The 18,964-nt window shown below is 73.4% G+C and carries 13 protein-coding genes; 4 read left to right on the forward strand and 9 right to left on the reverse strand.

Annotated features, from left to right (window positions below):
• Window positions 1-5 precede the first annotated feature (5 nt).
• The 7 genes from O7607_RS29740 to O7607_RS29770 form a co-directional block, all read right to left on the reverse strand.
• Window positions 6-2,183: a peptidase domain-containing ABC transporter gene (locus O7607_RS29740; protein WP_269706766.1), complete on the reverse strand. Its 2,178-nt coding sequence runs from the start codon at window positions 2,181-2,183 to the stop codon at window positions 6-8.
• Entirely contained in the window at window positions 2,180-2,674 is a 495-nt protein-coding gene (locus tag O7607_RS29745; protein ID WP_269706767.1) for a hypothetical protein, read from the reverse strand. The genes O7607_RS29740 and O7607_RS29745 overlap by 4 nt, the downstream gene beginning before the upstream one ends.
• Window positions 2,667-5,996, reverse strand: a complete 3,330-nt coding sequence (locus tag O7607_RS29750) for a type 2 lanthipeptide synthetase LanM family protein (RefSeq protein WP_269706768.1) — start codon at window positions 5,994-5,996, stop codon at window positions 2,667-2,669. Before O7607_RS29750 ends, O7607_RS29745 begins: the two co-directional genes overlap by 8 nt.
• A 91-nt stretch (window positions 5,997-6,087) precedes the next feature.
• A complete protein-coding gene (locus O7607_RS29755) occupies window positions 6,088-6,366 on the reverse strand; it encodes a mersacidin/lichenicidin family type 2 lantibiotic (RefSeq protein WP_269706769.1) in 279 nt (92 codons plus the stop codon).
• Window positions 6,367-6,454: 88 nt separating this feature from the next.
• Window positions 6,455-6,706, reverse strand: coding sequence for a mersacidin/lichenicidin family type 2 lantibiotic (locus O7607_RS29760; protein WP_269706770.1), 252 nt, complete (start codon window positions 6,704-6,706; stop codon window positions 6,455-6,457).
• Window positions 6,707-6,777: 71 nt separating this feature from the next.
• Window positions 6,778-10,038 carry a type 2 lanthipeptide synthetase LanM family protein gene (locus O7607_RS29765; RefSeq protein ID WP_269706771.1) on the reverse strand — a complete coding sequence of 1,087 codons (3,261 nt, stop codon included), beginning with the start codon at window positions 10,036-10,038 and terminating at the stop codon, window positions 6,778-6,780.
• Between the two features lie 10 nt (window positions 10,039-10,048).
• Entirely contained in the window at window positions 10,049-10,885 is an 837-nt protein-coding gene (locus O7607_RS29770; protein ID WP_269706772.1) for an AfsR/SARP family transcriptional regulator, read from the reverse strand.
• A 325-nt stretch (window positions 10,886-11,210) separates the two neighbouring features.
• Here O7607_RS29770 and O7607_RS29775 point away from each other — a divergent pair, with 325 nt between their 5' ends.
• A complete protein-coding gene (locus O7607_RS29775; RefSeq protein WP_269706773.1) occupies window positions 11,211-12,377 on the forward strand; it encodes a serine hydrolase domain-containing protein in 1,167 nt (388 codons plus the stop codon).
• Window positions 12,378-12,437: 60 nt separating this feature from the next.
• On the opposite strand, the gene O7607_RS29780 is transcribed toward O7607_RS29775, so the two are convergent.
• Together O7607_RS29780 and O7607_RS29785 are read right to left on the reverse strand one after the other, a co-directional pair.
• Entirely contained in the window at window positions 12,438-13,091 is a 654-nt protein-coding gene (locus O7607_RS29780; RefSeq protein WP_269706774.1) for a response regulator transcription factor, read from the reverse strand.
• Entirely contained in the window at window positions 13,079-14,305 is a 1,227-nt protein-coding gene (locus O7607_RS29785) for a sensor histidine kinase (RefSeq protein WP_269706775.1), read from the reverse strand. The genes O7607_RS29780 and O7607_RS29785 overlap by 13 nt, the downstream gene beginning before the upstream one ends.
• A 167-nt stretch (window positions 14,306-14,472) precedes the next feature.
• On the opposite strand from O7607_RS29785, the gene O7607_RS29790 reads away from it, so the two are divergent.
• The 3 genes from O7607_RS29790 (at window position 14,473) to O7607_RS29800 (ending at window position 18,948) form a co-directional block, all read left to right on the forward strand.
• Window positions 14,473-14,685 (forward strand): hypothetical protein, encoded by a 213-nt coding sequence (locus O7607_RS29790; RefSeq protein WP_269706776.1) that lies wholly within the window; start codon window positions 14,473-14,475, stop codon window positions 14,683-14,685.
• A gap of 114 nt (window positions 14,686-14,799) precedes the next feature.
• Entirely contained in the window at window positions 14,800-15,960 is a 1,161-nt protein-coding gene (locus O7607_RS29795; RefSeq protein ID WP_269706777.1) for a low temperature requirement protein A, read from the forward strand.
• Window positions 15,961-16,194: 234 nt separating this feature from the next.
• Entirely contained in the window at window positions 16,195-18,948 is a 2,754-nt protein-coding gene (locus O7607_RS29800; RefSeq protein WP_269706778.1) for a beta-L-arabinofuranosidase domain-containing protein, read from the forward strand.
• Window positions 18,949-18,964: the final 16 nt, after the last annotated feature.

An 18,964-nucleotide genomic window follows, 5' to 3' on the forward strand; every position in this document is an offset into this window, starting at 1 on the left:
ACGGGTCAGCCCGGCCGGGCGTTCTGCAGCTGGTCGCGGATCAGGGCCTCGTAGGGGCCGCCACGGGCGACCAGTTCCTCGTGCGTGCCCTGCTCCACCAGGCGTCCGTCCTCCATCACGCCGATCAGGTCGGCGTTGACCACGGTGCTGAGCCGGTGCGCGATCACGATCCGGGTGCACGACAACGCGGTGAGCACCTCGTCCACCCGGCGTTCGGTGACCACGTCCAGGTGACTGGTCGCCTCGTCCAGGAGCAGCAGCGGCGGGTTGTGCACGAGGGCGCGGGCCAGCGCCAGACGTTGCCGCTGGCCCCCGGAGAGCCCGCCGCCGCCCTCGGTCAGCCGTGTCTCGTACGCCATCGGCATCGCCATGATCTCGTCGTGGATCTGCGCGCGCTGCGCGGCGAGCACGACCTCCTCGTAGGTGGCGGACGGGTGGCCGAGGGAGATGTTCTCGCGGACCGATCCGGCGAACAGCGCGGGATCCTGCGTCACCATGCCGCACGAGCGGCGCAGCTCGCGGAAGTCGAGGTCCTGAAGCAGCCGCCCGTCGAAACGCACCTCCCCCTCGGTCGGCACGTACAGCCCGATCACCGTCTTGGCCAGCGTCGTCTTGCCCGATCCGGTCCGGCCGACCAGCGCCACCTTGGCGCCGGCCGGCACGGTGAGGTGGATGCCGCGTACCGCCCAGTCGGCGTTGCTGCTGTACCGCATGCCCACGCCGGTGAGCGTCACCTGGCCGGTGATACGCCGCCCCGGCCGGCTCGCCGAGGTGTCCTGTTCGGCGTTCTCGTCCATGACGTCGCGGATCCGCTCCAGGTGCGTGCCGACGGTCTGGAGCTGCCGGGCGGTGTTGACCAGACCCATCAGCGGGGTGAGCACGGCGGCGGCGAGCGCGTTGAGCGCCAGCATCGTGCCCAGCGACATCCGGCCGGCGACGACCTGGTGGGCGCCGACCCACAGCAGCAGCATCGGCGAGCCCATCCGGAAGGCGGACAGGAGCGCCTCGACGCCGGTCTCCAGCCGGCGGCGGTGCAGGGAGGCGAACTGCCGGCTCTGGAACAGCCCGGACCAACGTCCGAGGACCTGCTGCTCGGCGCCCATCGCCTTCACGGTCTCCGCGCCCGCCAGCACCTCGACCGCGTAGTTCTGCTCCTCGGCCTGAGCCGCGATGTCGCGGTGGGTGCGTTCCCGCATCGGCCGGTAGGTCGCCACGATCGCGGCGAGCTGAAGCAGGCCCAGCCCGAGCACCAGTCCGGCGTAGAGCGGGGTGAGCGCCAGCAGCAGGCCGATGTAGACGACCACGAACAGTCCGTCGAGGACCAGCGACATGGTCTGGCTGGTGACCATGTCGCGGATGACGGTGTTGCTGGACATCCGCATGAGCAGGTCGCCGCTGCTGCGGAGCTGGAAGTAGGAGTACGGGAGGGCGAGCAGGTGGTCGAAGAAGCGCCGCATCATGGTGTCGTCCATGCGGGCGTGCAGCACGTTGAGCGCGAGCCCCCGGGTGTAGCTGCCGACGCCCTGGGTGGCCAGCAGCAGGACCATGCCGGCGCCGAGGACGGTCAGCGCGTCGACCTGGCCCTGCCCGATCACCACGTCGACGGCGAACTTGGTGACCAAAGCGGGCAGCAGCACCGCCACCTGGAGCAGCAACGAGACGAGCAGCACGAGGCCGAGCAGCGGGCGGGAGAAGGTCAGCATGCCGCGGGCGAAGCGCAGCGAGGCGAGCCGGCCCGGGCCGGGCCGGCGTTCGAACCGCTCCTGCGGCGTCAGCTCGATGGCGATGCCGGTGAAGCCCTCGCCGAACTCCTCCCGGCTCATCCGCCGCCGGCCCATCGCCGGGTCGACGACGACGGCGCCGCGCCGGTCCCACCGCTCCAGGACCAGATAGTGGCGGAACTTCCAGTGCACGATCGCGGGCAGTTCCAGCTGGTCCAGCGCGTCGAGGTCCACGCTGACCCCGCGTGCCCGCATGCCGTTCTCGCGGGCGAACTGGGCCATCTGCAACGCGGTCGCGCCGTCGCGGCCGATGCCGAGGCGCTCGCGGCACTCCGCGACCGACGTCCAGCGGCGATGCGCGGTCAGGACCATCGCCAGGCACGCGGCGCCGCACTCCGTCGCGCTCATCTGGAGCATCACCGGCACCCGGCGGCGCGGGCGGCGGGAGGTGGTAGCGCTCATCGCAGCGCGTCCGTCGCCTCGGGCAGCAACTGCAGCACTGTGGGTTCGGCGACCACGAGGCTGAGCCGGCCGAAGGCCGTGCCGGCCGGGGCACCGGACAGCAGCACCACGGTGGCCGGGCGGGCGACCGTCGGGGGCAGGCGCCACCGCCCCGCGGCGGCGGCGTCCTCGACGACCTCCGAGCGGACCACTCGCACCGTGGTCCGCCCGGTGTCCTGGTTGAGCGTCGCCTCGTCGCCGGGCGCCGGGGCGAGGCGACCGCCGAACACCGCGACGAGGTACGACCCGTCGGCGCCCACGACGGCGCCGTCGACCGCCTTCGGCACCCGGGTGACCGAGGCGAAGACCAGGCAGGCCAGGAGCAGCGCGGCGAGCGCTGCCAGCGGGCGGCGCGAGGAGCGGATCGGCAACCGGACCGGGACGTCGGGCGGACCGCCCTGGTAGGTGGCCAGCGCCTGCGGGCGGTACGGCCAGATCGGCTGGTCAGCCACGGCGGCCACGCTCCCCCGCCGGCCGCGGCGGTTCGACCAGCAGGATCGACGGGACCCGGTCGGGCGCCGCCAGGCGCAGCAGGTTGTAGCCGATACCGGCGATGCCGCTCATCAGGCCGGGTGTCTCCGCGCCCAGCGGCACCCCGCACAGCCACCCGTCCCGGTCGATGTAGTCGAGGATGCTCGCCGCCACCAGTTCGGCCTGCCGGGCCGCGGCCCGGTCGCCGAGGACCCGTGCGCCCGCGAGCACGGCCTCCAGGTTGCCGAGGTCGCCGTGACAGATGCTGTGGTTGCCGGTGCCGGTGATCACCTCGCCGGTCAGCCCGAAGCGCAGCATGCCGTCGACGGCGTCGCGCAGGTCACGGTCGACGAGATCGCTGTCGTCGACGTATTCGGCGAGGTCGGCGCGGGCGAGCGCGATGCCGGGGCCGCCGTGGCACCAGGCGATCATCGAGTAGCCGTCCGGGGTGGTGTCACGCAGGTCGAGCCAGCAGCGGTGCTCCGGGTCGAAGGCGGAGCGCTCGTACCGGATCGCACCCTCCACCAGCGGCAGGTGGTCGCGGTTGCCCAGGACGCGGTCCAGCCGGGCCAGCGCGACGGCGATGCCGGAACCGCCGTGCGAGAAGCCGGCCAGCGGCCGGCTGGGGTTCACCGCGCCGGCCCAGCCGATCCCGTCACCGGCCGGCTCGGCCCGGTCCCGCAGGATGCGCGCGAACGTGCCGGCCGCGTCGAGCAGGCGTGGCGACGGGCGCGCCGCGTGCAGCGCGAGCAGCGCGAGGATCGCCCCGGCCGCACCGCTGATCACGTCGTACGCCTCGTCCTCGGGCGCGAGGTGCAGGAGCACGGGCACGATCCGCTCGGCCGCGTCGAGCAGGTCGTCGCGGCGCCACAGCGCGCCGAGGTGGCTCAGGGCGTACAGCGGGCCGCCGAGTTCGTTGAACGCGCCGACGGTGAAGTTCTGCAGGCTCGTCACCGGAGTCTCGTCGAGCAGGTCGACCTGACGGGTGAGCATCGCCGCCGCGACCTCCGCGGCCTCACGGAACCGCGGCTCGCCGCTGATCTCCCCGAGGTAGCCGAGGAACAGGGCGATCCCGGACAGTCCGTTGTACAGGTCGATCCCGACCGGGCCGAGCTGCCAGATCCGGTCGGCCACCAGGGTGTGCCCGAGCCAGGCGATGGAGTCCTCGCCGGTGTCCGCGGTGAGCAGCAGCCGGTCCCCGGCGGCGCGGGCGGCGGCGACGAACCGGTCCGTGGGTGCCGGCGTGGTGGCGGCGGTGACCTGGTACTGCGACCACTGGCCCTGGCTCTCCACGCCCATCGTCAACGCGGCGAGGGAGCTGCGCAGGATCCAGGTCTGCTGGGCGAGGTGGGCGTCGGAGAGCGCGGCGATCCGCCGTCGGGAACGGTCCAGGCCGCTGCTGGCGAGTACCCCGGTGATCACCGATCCGTCGCCGGCGACGAAGTCCCGCGACGCCGGGGCGGTGCTGAAGAAGGGGATGTCGCCGCGGCTGAGCTGCGCCTGCTCGGACGCGGCGATCCTCGCCTCGGCCCCCGGCCACTCCTCCTGCAGCCAGAGGAAGCTCAGGAAACGCTCCCGGTCGAGCGCGTCGCGCAGCAGGTCCGGGTGCCGGCTCTCCTGCAGCACCTTGGCGTAGGTGCGGGTGGCACGCAGGATCACGCGTACCTCGTCGTCGGCGAAGGCCGCCACCGGCCCGTCCGCGGCCAGCAGGTCGTCGCGGTGGCGGTGCAGCAGCCGGTACGTGCGCTCGAACCCGGCGATGATGTCGTCGCTGAAGTCGAGCGTGTGGTGGGCCGCGCCGTCGAGGCTGGGCAGGTTCTGCCCGCCGCTCATCTCGATCCGCCGGCGCACCAGGCGCATCCGGTCGGTGCCGGACTCCTCCCAGGTCGCCACCGGCGTGGGGGTGAGCTGCCCGGCCGTGCCGGCGAGCCCGCTGAAGTCGACCCCGCCGACGCCGTCGTCGTCCTGGTAGATGATCGGCCGGGGCAGGAGCCCGACCTCGAGCACGGATTCGCGCATGGTCCGGAAGGACTCCGCCGATACGCCGATCTGCCTGTCGCTCTGCTCGCTCTCCGGGTGGAACAGGGCTTCCAGGTCGACGAGCATCGGATGCTCGCCGGCGGCGATGACGTTCTCCAGGTGGAAGTCGACGGCCGCGAGGCTGTGCAGCAGCGCCAGGTAGCTGCCCTGCCGGGTGTAGAAGCGGCGCAGCGCCTCCCGGTCGGCGCACGGGCCGGCGGCGACGAACTCCGACCAGCCGTACCCGCCGCGGTCGAGGACCCACATGGTCCGCAGCGGCGGCTGCGCGCCACGGGCGTTGAGCCACTCCAGCAACTGCTGGAAGTGCAGCTCCACCTGGAGGCCACGGGGCTTGTACACGACGCGGGCGCCGTTGGCGAAGCGGACGAATCCCACCGAGCGGCCACCGCGGTGCGAGTCGCCGGCGCCGAAGGACACCCCGGTGACGACGCCGAGGTCCGCCGGGTCGCCGAGCCGGTGTGCCAGCGCGGGCGCGTCCGCGACGAGGCGCCGGGCGAACTCGACCCGGGCGTCGACCCAGTTGTCGACGAGGACTGTGGCGTCCCGGGCCAGGACCGGGTACTCCATCAGGACGTCCAGTGTGTACTTCGGATCGTGCAGGAGGCGGGTGAAGTCCTGGAACCGTTCCTCCGGCGTCGCCCCGGCGAGCTGGCCCTCCAGCCGCAGCACGTTGAGTTCGAGGACCAGCACCCGGCCGACGAGCAGGTTGATCGCGCCGGTGGGCGGGTCGCAGAGCTGCTCGGCGAGCCGGTCGGCGTCGACGTGCGCGCTCGGTGCGGCGGCGCACGCCTCGTGCACGGCCTGCCGTACCCGGCGCAGCCCGTCGTCGATCAGCGGGCGGACCAGTTCCACGAAGGCCCCGTGCGGGTGCGGGTCGTGGTGGTGCTCGTGGTCGTGGTCGTGGTGATCGTGGGCGGGAGCGCCGCCGCCCGGCCGGCGGTCACGCCACGCGCGCTCGATCGCGCGCACGTGGTCCGGTACGTCGGTGAACCGGCTGCGGACCGTCTCCGGGGTCTCGCCGAGGACCCGGACCAGGGCCGGCTCGTCGAGGCCCAGCTCCCGGAGCCAGCTGTCGAACAGCTCGCCGCCTCCGTCGAAGACCGGCTCGTCCTTCCACCGCCGCAGTCGCTGCCGGCCCCGCTCCTCGTCCACGGTCCCGGCCGGCGTCCCGGCGCCGAGCCGCTCGGACAGGGAGTGGGCCAGATACCAGCCGGGGTGGGAAAGGTCCACCGGGCCGTCGGCGGGCGGGCGCGCGTACGTCATGGTTGCTCTCTCTCGCGGCGTCAGGTCTCGCGGGTCCGACGGCGCCCGGACACGTCCCGAATGCCCGGGCGCCGTCGGTGTGGGGAGCGGATCAGGCGGTGCACAGCCCGCAGGTCGACTGCGTCTGGCAGGTACCGCACGTGGTGCCGCCGCAGGTGGCGCCGCAGGAGCCACAGGGCGTCTCCCGGGCGGTGAAGCCGCCGCAGCAGCCGAGCGTCAGCAGGTACTCGGTGCGGGCGCCGGCGATGTGCGCGAGCACGTCGTCGCCGAGCTCGGCCACGCCGCAGGGGTGCTCGGGCAGCGCCGCGAGCTGGTCGGCGGAGAGGCTCGCCCGGTACTCGGGGTCCTTCCAGGCTCGTACGATGTCCATCGAAGTTCTCCTCGGGGGTTCGGGGTGTGCCGGCGGCGGAACGTGTCGTGGAGGGAGGAGACGCGTCCGTCCGGGTCGGTGCCTCGGGTCAGCCGCAGCAGCCGACGGTGAACACCGCGCAGGTGCCGTTGCAGACGGTGCCGTTGATGCTGAAACATCCGGCGACACCGGTGACCGCGGTGATGGTGGGGGTCGGGGTCCACGTGCCACCGGGTGCGGTGTCGAGCTCGTGGTCGCTCAGCTCGACGAAACCGGCCGGGTTCGCCGGCAGCGCCGCCCGCTCCTCGTCGCTGAGCGACGCCCGGTAGACCGGGTCCTTCCATGCCCTGATGTAGTCCATGTGGGTCTCCGATCGAGGTCGTCGTGCAGGGTGTACGGGTTGGCCTCCACAGGCGGAACCGTAGGGCTGTGCTATGGCAGATCGATGGCACCGCGATGGTCGTGCGGCGGCTCCAGCGACAGCACCGACGGCACCCCGGCCGGGTCCGCCAGGCGCAGGAACGCGTAGCCGATGCCGGCCAGCCCGCACATCAGCCCGGGGGTCTCGACGCCGCGCGGTACGCCGCACCGCCAGGCGCCCGCCTCGACGTCGGCCACGGCCGCGGCGGTGAGGGTGGCCGCGTGCCGGGCCAGGGCGTCGTCGCCGACGGCCGCCGCCACGACCCACGCGGCCTCGGCGTTGCCCAGGTCGCCGTGGCAGATCGAGTGGTTGTGCAGCAGGTTGTGCGGGTCGCGCAACGCGGCCGAGGCGAGCCGCAGGTCGTCGCGTACGAGGTCGTCGTCGGTGGCGTGACCGAGCAGTTCGGCACGAGCCGTCGCGACCCCGGCCGCGCCGTGGCACCAGGCGACCATGCCCCGGCCGGGCGGCGCGTCCGGACGCAGGTCCCGCCAGTTGCCGGTGGTCTCGTCGTAGAGCGTCCGTTCGTACCGCAGTGCCGCGTCCACCGTCGCGCGGTGCTCGTCGGTGCCCCGGTGCCGGTCCCAGCGCGCCAGCGCGGTGGCGATGCCCGAGGCGCCGTGGGAGAAACCGGCCAGCGGACGGTCGACGTAGAGCGCCCCGTGCCAGCCGACGCCGCCCGCCACCGGTCGCGCGCCGGCGGTCAGGTGCGCGGCCATCGCGCCGGCACCGGCGAGCAGGTCGGGGTCGCCGGTCATCCGGTGCAGGGAGAGCAGGGCGAGCAGTCCACCGGCCGTGCCGCTGATGATGTCGTACTCGCGGCTGTCGGCGGTGTGGGCGGCCATCGCGGCGGCGAGGCCGGTGGCGGTGTCGAGCAGGTCGTCGCGGTCCAGCACGGCGGCGAGGTGGCTCAGGGCGTACACCGCGCCGCCCAGGTGGTCGAAGCCGCCGACGCCCAGCGTGGCGTCGGCCGGTTCGGCGAGCCAGGCCCGCCCCTCGCGGAGCATCATCGTGGCAGCGAGGTCGGCGGCCTGCCGGTAGGCCGGGTCGCCGGTGACCCGGGCCAGCCGGCCGAGGAACAGGGCGATGCCGCTGATGCCGTTGTAGAGATCCATGGCGCTCGGGCCGAGCATCCACACCTTGTCCGCGACCAGCCCCAGACCGAGCCAGCAGATCCGGTCGCCGTCGGTGAGCGCGGTGGCCAGCAGCCGGTTCCCGACCAGGCGTGCGGCGTCGACGAGCCGCTCGGGCGGGACCGGGCCCGCGGCGGCGGGGCGGCGCGGCGGGGTGGGTGGGCGCCAGGTCGACGGGTCACCCATGATCAGCGCGGTGACGGAGGCCTCGATGATCCAGCTCTGCTGGGCCAGGTGGTCCTCCGACATGTCCGCGAGGCGGTCCCGCACGGCGTCGAGCCCGGTGCGCCGCAGCGCCGCCGGCAGCACGGTGCCGTCACCGCCGACGAGATCGGGCGACGACGGCGTGGTCACGAAGATCGGGACGTCACCGGCACGCATCTGCGCCAGCTCCGCGGCGATCAGCCGCTCCCGCTGCTCGCGCCCGTCGTGGCCGGCCCAGAGGTTCTCGAACCAGCGGTCCCGGTCCAGCGCGTCACGCAGCAGGTCGGGGTGCCGGGCCTCGGCGAGCATCCGGACGTACGACTCGGTGGCCCGTGGCACGACGCGCACCTCGTCGCGGGCGAACGCCGCCAGCGGCCCGTCCGCGGCCAGCAGGTCGTCGCGGTGCTCGAGCAGGATCCGGTAGAGCCGGCGGTAGCCGTCCACGATCTCCGGGGCGAACTCGGTCACGTCGGCCTCGTCGTCGGCGAGCGTGGGCAGGTTCGCCGAGCCGGGCAACGTCACCCGCTGCCGGTCCAGGTGCATCTCGTCGGTGCCGAGGCCGTTCCAGACCATCACCGGCCGGGCGGTGAGCTGGCCGCCCGCGCCGGCCATCCCGCTCATGTCGAACCGGTTGACCTGGCTGCCCTCGGTCCACAGCACCGGGGCGGGCAGCAGTCCGACGGTGACCGCCGACCGGCTCATCAGGTCGATGCCCACCGCCTGGAGGTAGCCCGCCCGGTCGTCCGGCTCGGCCGGCCGTTCCCACTGCCAGTTGTGCAGCATCGCCTCCAGGTCGATGAGCATCGGGTGCTCGCCGGAAGCGATCACGTTCTCCAGGTGGAAGTCGGTCGCGCCGAGCGTCTGGAGCAGAGCCAGCAGCGCGCCCTGCCGCCGGTGGAACCGACGCAGCGCGTCCCGGTCGGCGCACGGCCCGCTCTCGACGAACTCGGTCCAGCCGTACGTCCCGCGGTCGAGGACCCAGAACGTCCGCAGCGGTGGCTGCGCGCCTCTGTCGTCGAGCCAGGACAGCAGGCGCTGGAAGTGCTGGTCGACCCGGAGGTTGCGGGGCTTGTACATCACCCGGGCGCCGGAGGTGAACCGTACGACGGCCACGGAGCGCCCACCGCGATGGCTGTCGCCCGCGCCGAAGCTCACCTGCGCCAGGTCGCCGAGGGCGTCCGGGCCGCCGTGGCACGCGGCGAGCGCGGCGTGGTCGGCGACGAGGCGCTCGGCGAACTCCGTCCGGGCATCGGCCCAGTCGTCGACGACCCGCACCAGGTCACGGGCCAGCACCGGGTACTCCCGCAGCAGGCGCAGGGCGTGCGCCGGTTGCCGCAGCCGGTGCAGGAAGTGGTGGAAGCGCTCGTGCGGCGTGGCGCCGGCCAGGTCACCGCGGATCCGGAGCACGTTGAGCTCCAGTGCCATGACCCGGGCCAGCATCCCGTTGAGCGTGTCGAACGGGCCGTGTCCCAGGTGCGTGGTCAACGCCTCGGCGCTCAGTCGGGGGTGGTCCGCCACCAGCGCGTCCACCCGGCTCCGGAGCTGCTCCCGCGCGTCCTCGACCAGTGGGGCCACGACCACCGCGAACCCGGTCGGGTCGTCGGGTCCGGCGCCGGTGGGCGGTCTGCGCCGCCACGCGTCGACCAGTCGCCGCGCGTACTCGGGTTCCCGGTCGAACCGGTCGCGGACGGTCTCCGGCGCCTCGCCGAGCATCCGGATCAGGCCGGCCTCGTCCAGACCGTGCTCGGCCAGGTGACTCGCGGCCCGGTCGGGCCGCCGGGCGTGCACGGGCTCGTCCCGCCACATCTTCAGCCGGATCCGGCCGACCTCGGTGTCGACCGGGCCCCGGGGACGCCGGCCGGTCAGGCGCTCCGGCAGGGAGTACGCCAGGAACCAGGCGGCGTCGCCCGGCTGCACCGGGTCGGAGTCGTCGTGCATCTGCTCCGCCTCACTGCGCGGTGTGGTCGCGCGGTCCGTGGTGGTCGCCGCCCGGGCGTGGACGGCTCGTGCCGGGAGACGCGCAGACGCCGAGGTCGCCCCGCAACATCGACGTGTACGCCTCGCTCAGCGCGGGGGTCGGTTCGACGCCCAGTTCGGCGTCGAGCCGGCTGCGGAAGGAGCCGAAGACCTCGATCGCCTCGTCCTGCCGGCCGGTGCGGTACAGGGCGGTCATCAGCAGGATCGCCGGCCGTTCCCGCAGCGGATGCTCGGTACGCAGGGCCAGCAGGGCGGGGATCGCCTCGTGGAAGTTGCCCAGCCGCAGTTGCAGGTCCATCCGGTGTTCCAGACACACGACGCGGCGCTCGCGCAGGTGGTGACGGCGGCTCTCGACGTACGGGCCGGGCAGGCCCGCCAGCGGCTCACCGGCCCAGATCTTCTCCGCCGCGGCCAGGTGCGCGGCGGCACCGGCGAGGTCACCGCCGTTCTCCGCCGCGGTGGCCCGTTCCACCGCCTCGTCGAAGTCGGTGACGTCGATCCGGGCGGAGCCGAGACGCAGCCGGTAGCCGATGCGCAGGGTGTCGATGGTGGGCCCGTCGTGGCCGGCGGACGCGGCCTGGAGCGTGCGCCGCAGCCGGTAGATGTAGGGCGGGATCAGCTTCCTGCCGGTCGGCGGGGCGTCTGCGCCCCAGACGCCCTCGAGGATCGACGCCGGGGTGACCACCCGGCCGGCGTTGAACAGCAGCAGCGCGAAGACCGCCTGCTGGCGTATCGGCCCGAGGTCGAGCCATTCACTGCCGACCTCGGCGTGCAGCGGACCCAGGGCGAAGAACCGCACCCGGGTCACGGCGTCGCACCGCCCGCGCCGCGACTCGTCATCGCTTCCCCTCCCCCACCGACGGCCGGTGAGCGCACCCGGACGGCAACGAAGATCATCGCTCCGGGGATGCTACGGGGAGGCGCGCACAATGCGCGCACAATGCGTGTATGGACGGCGCCGGGAATCGCCATTCGGTGTCATGACATTGCCTTGTATCTATTCTGCGGCCATTTTCCGACCGGCTCGGGTAGTGCCAGCGCTACCCGCGATCCGGCAGCAGGCGGGATGGAGCACGGGGCCGGCTCTGGCGAGGCTTGAGGCCGTACCCGTTCACCTCCGTCGAGGAGTTCCCATGAACCGCCGTACCTTCCCGGTCGCCGTCGGCGCCACGGCCCTGCTCACCGTCACCGCGCTGGGTGTGCCCGCCGCGTCCGCCGCGACCACCGACGCCCGGCGTCCCGCCGCCGACGCCGTCCAGAAGCGACTGGACGGCCTGGTCGCCGAGCACGGCTTCCCCGGGGCGCTGGCCTCCGTACGCCGCGACGGCCGGGTGCGCGACTACACCGCGGGCGTGGGTGACCTGCGCACCGGCGCCGCGATCCCCCGCGACGCCCGGGTGCGCGTCGGCAGCAACACCAAGACGTTCACCGCCGTGGTCGTCCTCCAGCTCGTCGGCGAGGGCCGCATCGACCTCGACGCCACCGTCGAGCGCTACCTGCCCGGGATGGTGCGCGCCAACGGCAACGACGGGCGGCGGATCACCGTACGCCAGCTGCTGCAGCAGACCAGCGGCCTGCCCGACTACGACGAGGTCGTGTTCAGCGAGGCGCAGGATCTGGTGGACCGCCGCAGCGACTACTTCGACCCGCGCCGGCTGCTGGACGAGGCACTCACCCAGGACCGGCGCTTCCCGCCGGGTCAGAAGTGGGAGTACAGCAACACCAACTTCGTGCTGGCCGGGCTGATCATCGAGCGGGTCACCAAGCGCCCCGTCGGTGAGGAGATCACCCGGCGGATCATCGAGCCGCTGCGGCTGCGTGACACGTACTGGCCGCAGACCGGCGAGCAGGACCTGCCGGGCCGGCTGCCGCGCGGATACGTCGCGGTGGAGCCCGGCGCGCCGTGGATCGACGTGACCCGGATGGACCCGTCGCTGGGCTGGGCCGCCGGTCAGCTCGTCTCGACCCCGTCGGACCTGCGCACGTTCTTCGAGGCGCTGCTGGCGGGCAAGCTGCTGAAGCCGGCCCAGCAGGCGGCGCTCACGCGCACGGTGCCGGCGCCCGACTTCGAGCCCACCGGCGTGTGGGAGTACGGCCTGGGCATCGCCCGGCACGAGCTGCCCTGCGGCGGCCACGCCTGGGGACACGGCGGCGACATCCAGGGCTTCCAGACCCGCAACCTGTCCACCACCGACGGGCGCAGCGCGGTGGTCGCGGTGACCGGGCTGCCGACGAGCATGGAGATGCTGGAGGCGGTCACCAGCACCGTCGACGCGGCCCTGTGCGGCACCCGCCGCTGATCCGCCTCGACACCGCACGCGCGCCGCCTCCCGCGAGGCGGCGCGCGGACGTGCGTACGCTTACCGCCGGCCGTCGAGATAGCGCAGCACGGCGGTGACCCGGCGGTCCGCGCGGTCGTCCGGCGGCAGGCTCAGCTTCGCGAAGATGCTGCGGATGTGCTTGTGCACCGCGCCCTCGGTGACGAACAGCCGTTCCGCGATCGCGCCGTTGCCGAGCCCCTCGGCCATCAGCGCCAGCACCTCGTGCTCACGCGGCGACAGCTCGGCCAGCGCGGTGTCCGGCCGCCGGTTGCGGGCGAGCAACTGCCCGACCACCTCCGGGTCGATCACGCTGCCGCCGTCCGCGACGCGGTGCAGCGCGGCGAGGAACTCCTCGACCCGGCCCACCCGCTCCTTGAGCAGGTAGCCGAGCCCGGAGGCGCCGACCGAGAACAGCTCGGTGGCGAACGCCTGCTCGACGTACGCGGACAGGACCAGCACCGCGAGGCCGGGCCGGCGGCGGCGCGCCTCGACCGCGGCGACGATGCCCTCGTCGGTGTGGGTGGGCGGCATCCGCACGTCGACGATCGCCACGTCCGGCCGGTGCTCGTCCACAGCGGTCAGGAACTCCCCCGGCGTGCCGGCGGTGGCGACCACGTCCAGGTCCTCGGCGCGCAGCAGCAGCGCCAGCCCTTCGCGCAGCAGCGCGTCGTCCTCGGCGATCACGATCCGCATGGCAGCTCCACGTGCATCCTCGTCGGTCCTCCCGGTGGACTCGTCAACGTCATCCGCCCGTCGTACGCCTCGACCCGGCGGCGGATGCCGGTCAGCCCCGAGCCGCGCGTCTCGTCGGCGTCCCCGCGACCGTCGTCGGTGACGGTCACGAACAGCCGGTCCCCCTCCCGGCGCACGGCGACCTCCACGGCGCTCGCGCCGCTGTGCCGGACCACGTTCGTCAGCGCCTCGGCCACCACGAAGTACGCGGTGGCCTCGACCGCCGCCGCGCAGCGACCGTCGACGTCCACGGCCAGGCGGCACGGCACCGCGCACTCCGCGGCGAGCCCGGCGAGCGCCCCGGACAGGCCCCGGTCGCCGAGCACCGGCGGGAGGATGCCGCGCACCACCGTACGCAGCTCGCCGAGCGCCTGCTCGGCCGCGTCCTGCGCGCGTTCCAGGATCTCGTCGGCGCGGTCCGGATCGCGGCGTACCGCCCGCCGGGCGGCGCCGAGCAGCACGTTCACCGCGACCAGCCGGTTCTGGGTGCCGTCGTGCAGCGACCGTTCGATGCGGCGCAGTTCCACCGCGTGCGCGTCGAGCGCCGCGGCCCGGGTGGCGGTCAGTTCGGCGACCCGCAGCGACAGGTCGACGCCGGGGGGTGGAGGCAGCAGCCGGCGGCCCGGCCGGGCCTGGATCCGTGCGAGCGCCGGGCCGGTCGTGACCGCGAGGACCAGCCAGCCGATCCCGAGCACGGCGACCACGAGCGCGTCGCCGAGCCCGTCGATGTGCCACCAGCCGAGGCCGGGCGCGCCGGCCTCCGGCGGCACCAGCCGGTACCAGAGCGGGAACGTCATGTCCTGCACGGCGTACAGCGGAAGCACCAGCGCGAGCAGCCCGGCACCGAAGCCGAGCGTCCCGTGGACGGCCACCCAGCGCAGCTCCCGCCGCAGGACCGGGTCGCGCAGCGCCGGGCGCAGCCCGGCCGGCACCGGGCCGGGCGCCGGGATCGGCGTCCCCCACCGGGACAGCCGGGCGCGTTCCCGGTCGGCCACGGACCGCACCGCCTGGAGAATCCCGGGTACGAGCAGCAGCCCGACCCCGCCGACGCAGGCCGCCGCCACGACAACGGTGCCGAGCAGCACGCCGAGCGCCAGCACGGCGGTGCCCAGCCCGCCGACGAGGTGCTCCAGCGCGGTCACCGCGGCACGGAACCGCCCGCGTACGAACTCCATCCCGGCCCACCCCCGGCCGAAACGATAGGTCACCGCCGTCGCCGTGCGTCAGTGCCGGGGGCGGAAAGTACAGCCTGCTGTACCCCGGTTGTCGTGCTGGCGGGATCGTTCCGGGCAGGCCCCGCGCCTAACGTTCAGGTGCAAGGACATCACCCGAGGAGGCAGCCGTGAACGACCTGGACCGTAGTGCTGAGACCACCGCCGCGACGACGCCCGTCACCCGGATGCGCCCGCTGCTCTGGCTGGTGCTCGTCGTCGGCGTGGTGGCGAACGTGACGCTGTCGAACGTCCTGGGCAACCCGTGGGCCGGTTCGGCCTTCGGCGTGCTGGCGCTGGCGTCCGGCGTGGCCCTGGCCATGAACCACTACCGCAACCGCTGATCCGCGTCGGGGCGGGCCGGGACGACCGTCGGCCCGCCCTGCGGCGTTCGCCCGCGCGACCCGCCCGCGGCTGGTACGACTGGTGTCGTCGACGGCGCGTACGGAAGGGACCGGATGGCGAGTGAGCCGCGTGGGCACCTGCTGCGGCCCCGCGAGGCCTCCCGCCGGGCGTCGTTCCTGGAACTCTTCTTCGACCTGGCTTTCATCCTCGCGTTGAACCGGGTGTCCCTGGTGCTGGAGGAGGATCTGAGCCTCGGCGGGGCGTACCGGGCCGCGCTGCTGCTGGTGCCGATCTGGTGGGTGTGGTTCGTGACCGCCTGGTCGACGGACTGGTTCGACCCGCGTTCCCCGCCGATCGTCACGCTGCTGCTGTGGGTCATGTTCGGCGGCCTGCTGATGGCGGCGGCGGCGCCCACCGCGTACACCGGACACGCGCTCGTGTTCGCCGGCGCGTACGTGGCGATCCACCTGGGCCGGCCGTTGATCCTGCTGCCGGCGCTGCGCGGCCATCCGCTGCGGCTGCGCAGCCTGCGGGTGGCGATCTGGTTCGCTGTGTCAGGGGTGCTGTGGGTGACCGGCGCGCTCGCCGGGACGGCGCAGGTGGCGCTCTGGACCACGGCGATCGTCCTGGATCTCGTCCTGGCGCGACTGCGCTGGCCGACACCGGGGCTGGGCCGGTCGAGCTGGCGCGACCTCCAGGTGGTCGGCGAGCACCTGGCCGAGCGCTACCAGCAGATCTACATCATCGCGCTGGGCGAGCTGATCCTGTCCGCCGGGATCGTGTTCAGCAACGCCGGTTTCGACGGTTACCGCACCGTCGCGTTCGCGCTGGCGTTCGTCAACGCGGTCACCGTGGGGCGGCTCTACCTGGTGCCGGGCGGGATGCGGCTCGGCGAGGCGATCGAGGCGCGCGGGCCGTCCGGGAGCCGGCTCGGCCTGCTGGCCGGTTACCTGCACCTGGTGATGGTGGCCGGGGTGGTGGCCACGGCGGTCGGCGCGCAGGTGATGATCGGGGATCCGCTGTCCCGCGATCCGGCCGCACTCGTGGTGGCGCTCAGCGGCCCGGCGCTGTTCCTGATCGGCTGGATCGGGCTCGCAGCGGCCGTGCACCGCCGGGTGACCTGGTACCGGCCGGCCGGGCTGGCGGTGATCGTGGCGCTGGGCGTCCTGGCGTACGGGCTGCCGCTGCTGGCCGGCTCCGCGTTGCTGGCCACGCTGCTGATCCTGATCGTGTACGCGGAGACCACCGCGGTGCGCCGGGAGGTTCGCAGCTGAACGCGTTAACGCCACCATTCGATTGACAGACGACTATGCAAACGCCAGGCTAGGGGAGATTGTTAGCGTTAACGCAGCCGTCATCTCCACCGCAGAGGAGGGCCCCTCGTGCCCCTGACCCGACGCGCGTTCACAGTCGGCGCCCTGTCCACCGCCACGTTCCGCGCCGACGTCACGTTCCGGGTCACCGCGTAGCCGTCCCCCACCACCACCGTCCCGCCACGGAGGCCGTCCATGCCCGCTCCCCTGGTGAACCGCCGATTCCTGCTCCGCGCCACCGGCGCCACCGCCGTCGCGGCCACCGCCGGCGCCGCCGCCGGGTCCGTCACCGCAGGCGGTACGGCGCACGCCGCGCTGCCACCGGCCCGCCCCGACATCGGCGTGTCCGCGTACGCCTTCGACCCGGGCCAGGTCCGGCTGACCGCCGGGCGCTGGCAGGACAACCAGAACCGTACGGTCGCCTACCTGCGCTTCGTCGACGTCAACCGGCTGCTCTACAACTTCCGGGCCAACCACCGCCTGTCCACCGGCGGCGCCGCCGCCAACGGCGGCTGGGACGCGCCGAACTTCCCGTTCCGCACCCACATGCAGGGGCACTTCCTGACCGCCTGGGCGCAGGCGTGGGCGGTGCTCGACGACACCACCTGCCGGGACAAGGCGCTCACCATGGTCGCCGAGCTGGCCCGCTGCCAGGCCAACAACGGCGCGGCCGGGTTCAGCGCCGGCTACCTGTCCGGCTTCCCGGAGTCCGACTTCACCGCGCTGGAGGCACGGACCCTTAGCAACGGCAACGTCCCCTACTACTGCATCCACAAGACGCTGGCCGGGCTGCTGGACGTGTGGCGGCTGATCGGCAGCACCCAGGCCCGGGACGTGCTGCTGGCGCTGGCCGGCTGGGTCGACCAGCGCACCGGCCGGCTCACCTCGGCGCAGATGCAGGCCATGCTGGGCACCGAGTTCGGCGGCATGAACGCGGTGCTGACCGACCTCTACCAGCAGACCGGCGACGCGCGGTGGCTGACCGTCGCGCAGCGGTTCGACCACGCCGCCGTGTTCAACCCGCTCGCCGCGAACTCCGACCAGCTCAACGGCCTGCACGCCAACACCCAGGTACCCAAGTGGATCGGCGCGGCCCGGGAGTACAAGGCGACAGGCGTCACCCGCTACCGCGACATCGCCACGAACGCGTGGGCCATCACCGTCGGCGCGCACACGTACGCCATCGGCGGCAACAGCCAGGCCGAGCACTTCCGTGCCCCGAACGCGATCGCCGGCTACCTGCGCAACGACACCTGCGAGGCGTGCAACACGTACAACATGCTCAAGCTGACCCGGGAGCTGTGGCAGCTCGACCCGGACCGGGTCGCGTACGCCGACTTCTACGAACGCGCGCTGCTCAACCACATGATCGGCCAGCAGAACCCGGCCGACGCGCACGGCCACGTCACCTACTTCACCCCGCTCAACCCGGGCGGGCGGCGCGGTGTCGGCCCGGCGTGGGGCGGCGGCACCTGGAGCACCGACTACAACTCCTTCTGGTGCTGCCAGGGCACCGGGCTGGAGACAAACACGACGCTCGCGGACGCGATCTACTTCCACAACGGCACCACGCTGACCGTCAACCTGTTCATGCCCTCGGTGCTGACCTGGAGCCAGCGCGGCATCACCGTCACCCAGGCCACCTCGTACCCGGTCGGCGACACCACGACGCTGACCGTCACCGGCTCGGTGAGCGGGTCGTGGACGATGCGGATCCGGATCCCGGCGTGGACCAGCGGGGCGAGCGTCAGCGTCAACGGCGTCGCGGCGGGTATCGCCACCACGCCGGGCAGCTACGCCGTCCTGACCCGTGCCTGGACCTCCGGCGACACGGTGACGGTCCGGCTGCCGATGCGGGTGGCGACTGTCGCCGCCAACGACGACGCCGCGGTGCAGGCCGTCACGTACGGGCCGGTGGTGCTCTCCGGCAACTACGGCAACACCACGCTGAGCGCCCTGCCGACGCTGGACCCCGGCTCGGTGACCCGTACCGGCACCGGCAGTCTCGCGTTCACCGCCCGGGCGGACGGCGCCACCGTGAACCTCGGCCCGTTCTACGACGCCCACGGGCACAACTACACGGTCTACTGGCGGGTCGGCGCGGGCGGTGGCGGCAGGGAGGCGAGTTTCCGGCTCGCCAACGCGGCGAGCGGCCTGGTGCTCGGCATCCAGAACATGTCCACCGCCGACGGCGGGCTCGCGCTGCAGTGGGGCGACACCGGCACCGCCGACCACGACTGGCAGCTCGTCGTCGACGGGTCGGCGCTGCGGCTGCGCAACGTCAACAGCGGCAAGGTGCTGGGGGTGGAGAACATGTCCACCGCCGACGGCGCCCGGATCCTGCAGTGGGCGGACAACGGCACCGCCGACCACCTCTGGACCGTTGTCGACGTCGGCGACGGCAGCCACAAGCTGCGCAACGTGCACACCGGCAAGCTGCTCGGCATCTCCGGCGGCTCGACCGCCCAGGGCGCGTTCGCCGTGCAGGACCCGGACAACGGCAGCCTGGACAACCAGTGGCGGTTCCTGCCCAACGGAGCGCGGCGGATCCAGAACCTCGGCAGCGGTCTGGTGCTCGGCGTACAGAACATGTCCACCGCCGACGGCGGGCTGGTCATCCAGTGGGGCGACACCGGCACCGCCGACCACCTCTGGACCGCCCTGGTGGACACCGGCGGCTACCTGCGGCTGCGCAACAGCAACAGCGGCAAGGTGCTGGGCGTCGAGGGCGGCTCGAGCGCGGCCGGCGCCCGGATCGTCCAGTGGGCCGACAACGGCACCGCCGACCACAGGTGGCGGCTGCGGCACGGCGGAGGCGGCTGGTTCCGGATCCAGTGCGCGAACGGGGGCCGGGTGCTCGGGCTCAGCGGCGGCTCCGGCGCCCAGGGCGCGCAGGCGGTCCTCGCCGACGACACCGGGGCCGCGCACCAGCGCTGGCGCTTCCTGTAGATCAGGCGGTGACGGT

The organism is Micromonospora sp. WMMA1949, assembly GCF_027460145.1.
Lineage (GTDB): Bacteria > Actinomycetota > Actinomycetes > Mycobacteriales > Micromonosporaceae > Micromonospora.

Excerpts from the sequence above, each read along its gene's own strand:
- O7607_RS29740 (WP_269706766.1), bottom strand. The coding sequence starts at position 2,183 with ATGAGCGCTACCACCTCCCGCCGCCCGCGCCGCCGGGTGCCGGTGATG.
- O7607_RS29750 (WP_269706768.1), bottom strand. The coding sequence starts at position 5,996 with ATGACGTACGCGCGCCCGCCCGCCGACGGCCCGGTGGACCTTTCCCAC.
- O7607_RS29755 (WP_269706769.1), bottom strand. The coding sequence starts at position 6,366 with ATGGACATCGTACGAGCCTGGAAGGACCCCGAGTACCGGGCGAGCCTC.
- O7607_RS29760 (WP_269706770.1), bottom strand. The coding sequence starts at position 6,706 with ATGGACTACATCAGGGCATGGAAGGACCCGGTCTACCGGGCGTCGCTC.
- O7607_RS29765 (WP_269706771.1), bottom strand. The coding sequence starts at position 10,038 with ATGCACGACGACTCCGACCCGGTGCAGCCGGGCGACGCCGCCTGGTTC.
- O7607_RS29775 (WP_269706773.1), top strand. The coding sequence starts at position 11,211 with ATGAACCGCCGTACCTTCCCGGTCGCCGTCGGCGCCACGGCCCTGCTC.
- O7607_RS29780 (WP_269706774.1), bottom strand. The coding sequence starts at position 13,091 with ATGCGGATCGTGATCGCCGAGGACGACGCGCTGCTGCGCGAAGGGCTG.
- O7607_RS29785 (WP_269706775.1), bottom strand. The coding sequence starts at position 14,305 with ATGGAGTTCGTACGCGGGCGGTTCCGTGCCGCGGTGACCGCGCTGGAG.
- O7607_RS29795 (WP_269706777.1), top strand. The coding sequence starts at position 14,800 with ATGGCGAGTGAGCCGCGTGGGCACCTGCTGCGGCCCCGCGAGGCCTCC.
- O7607_RS29800 (WP_269706778.1), top strand. The coding sequence starts at position 16,195 with ATGCCCGCTCCCCTGGTGAACCGCCGATTCCTGCTCCGCGCCACCGGC.